The following is a 2183-nucleotide window of genomic DNA, read 5'->3' as shown; positions in this document are numbered from 1 at the left end:
TATGCCGAGGCTTTTGTGCTTGAGAAAAAAGAGAGAGAGAACATTTGAATCACATTCAAATGTTAAGGGGCTTTGGGGGGTGCCCCGAGATATGACTCTGTGGTCATATCCTGAAATGATTATAGCAAACTGTAAGAAAAAAGTAAACAGTTGTTATGCAAATTTTGCACTTTTTTCATGCAAATTTTTTAAATTTGTCTATCCGGTGCAAACTTCATCTTACAAAACGCTTTTATCAAGTTCCCAACTCCGGCATCAAAAGTCTTATAAACCAAATTTCTTGGCTCGTAAATCGGCATGTGCTTTTTTAAATACAAAAGCATTGCGAATATGTTTACGCATCGCCTGTTCGGCTGCTTCACCATCGTGATTTCGAATAGCAGCCATAATTTCATCATGCTCCCGATTACAAGAGTCGGTGCGGGCTTGATCCATGGTACTGATGTACATGTCACGATTTACCATTTCACGGAACTCGCCCAAATAATCCATAACCCGTTCATTTTGTGAGAAGAAAGAGATTAACGTATGCAAACGACTGTTGATTTGAACACGCTCTTCCGCATCCGTCGTAGCCGAACCGGCATCACAAAGAGCCTGTAATTCTTCAATCTGTTCATCCGTGCACAATTCGGCACATAAACGAGCGCCCAAACCTTCCATCACTTCACGGCACTGATACATTCCGATAATTTCTTCCGGTGTATACCCTTTAACCGTTACACCTTTCCAAGGTTTGATGACTACCAGATTGTCCTTAGCCAATTTACGAAACGCTTCGCGAACCGGTGTGGCACTTACATTAAGCTGTTCCGCAATTTTCACCTCGTTCAGCTTCACCTGCGGTTTCAACGCGCCCGTCAAAATGGCTTGTTTTAATGTAACATATACCTGTTCACTCAATGGCAATCGGCCAATGGAGTCAATCGAATTAAGATGATATTCTTCTTGTTTACCCATAGTAAATCCTCTACTTTCGCGAATAGCACTCAGCCTACTCTTTGTAGTGACAGTCAATCTTTAGTATACTATAATGTATAAATACTTTATAATAGATATTACAAGGCTGTATGCTTATTTTCTGCAGACTATATTAATCTAATTATAAAGGTAAGTTCTGCAAAGCGTCAACTAAAATACAATGGGAGAACATATATGAGTCGCTGTTTAGTTATAATAAATCCTGTCTCAGGCGGAGGCCGTGCCACCCAGTATGCCATGGAGCTGCAATGGCAACTAAGCACCCTCTTTGATCATATGGAAATTAAATTCACTACCAAAGCCGGAGATGCGACCCGATTTGCCAAATATGCCACAGAGAATGGCTACGACGCCGTATTCTGCATGGGCGGTGACGGCACCATTAATGAAACGGTAAACGGTATCGCCCAAGGTGGCGGTAAAGCCAAATTTGGCTTTGTACCGGTAGGTACGGTCAACGATATGTCGCGGGCCCTCGGCATTCCACTGGAGCCGTTAGCTGCCATTCGCGCGTTAAAAAACAGTAAGATCCGCCGCGTCGATATCGGTCGCTGCAACGATCAATATTTTTGCAACAACATTGCCGCCGGCGTTATTCCTAAAGTAGTAGAAGAAGTAACACCTAAAGAAAAACAACTCCTTGGCCCTTTGGCCTACTTTGTAAAAGGAGGTCAAGCCCTTTTCACCACTAAGGATTACAGTTTTCACATTCAAACGGATGACCACGATTTTACCATCCGCTCGCCATTGGTAATCGCATTGCTTACCAATGTAGTATCCAGTTTTGAAAAATTTATGCCTCAAGCTTCGGTTGATGACGGCTATATGCGCATCATCATCTTCAAAGAATATTTCATCATGGACATATTGCGTATCTTACCGCTCATCTTGCGCGGATCGATTTACACGTCGAAATATGTGACGATTTTAAAAGTGCGCAAAGCCAAAATTACCTTGCTCGACGACATCGAATTGCCTACCAATATGGATGGCAACAAGGGCCCTCTCATGCCGGTTGATTTAGAAGTACTGCCGGGCTTTTTGCAGGTATATGTGCCGAATAAAAAAGACAAATAAACGCTAACCTATAGCGAACCCACATTAAAACTTCAATCAATGCATATAAAAACGCCGTTCAACTCGTACTGAACGGCGTTTATTTATTTCCATATTAGAGTTATAGGACAAAAAGTGTGTGTAAA

Annotated in this window: 2 protein-coding genes; one reads left to right on the top strand and one right to left on the bottom strand. The window is 42.1% G+C overall.

All coding sequences use genetic code 11. The annotated features are described in order from the left end of the window. Positions 1-264 precede the first annotated feature (264 nt). Positions 265-960, bottom strand: coding sequence for a GntR family transcriptional regulator (locus tag QZL64_RS10560; RefSeq protein WP_021841952.1), 696 nt, complete (start codon positions 958-960; stop codon positions 265-267). A gap of 195 nt (positions 961-1155) precedes the next feature. On the opposite strand from QZL64_RS10560, the gene QZL64_RS10555 reads away from it, so the two are divergent. After that, positions 1156-2058, top strand: a complete 903-nt coding sequence (locus QZL64_RS10555; RefSeq protein ID WP_021841951.1) for a diacylglycerol/lipid kinase family protein — start codon at positions 1156-1158, stop codon at positions 2056-2058. Positions 2059-2183 lie beyond the last annotated feature (125 nt).

The sequence above is a fragment of the Veillonella sp. CAG:933 genome (genome assembly GCF_000431435.1).
Lineage (GTDB): Bacteria > Bacillota > Negativicutes > Veillonellales > Veillonellaceae > Veillonella_A.
Note: the sequence above shows the minus strand (reverse complement) of the source record. Positions and strands in the feature narration are given on the sequence as shown.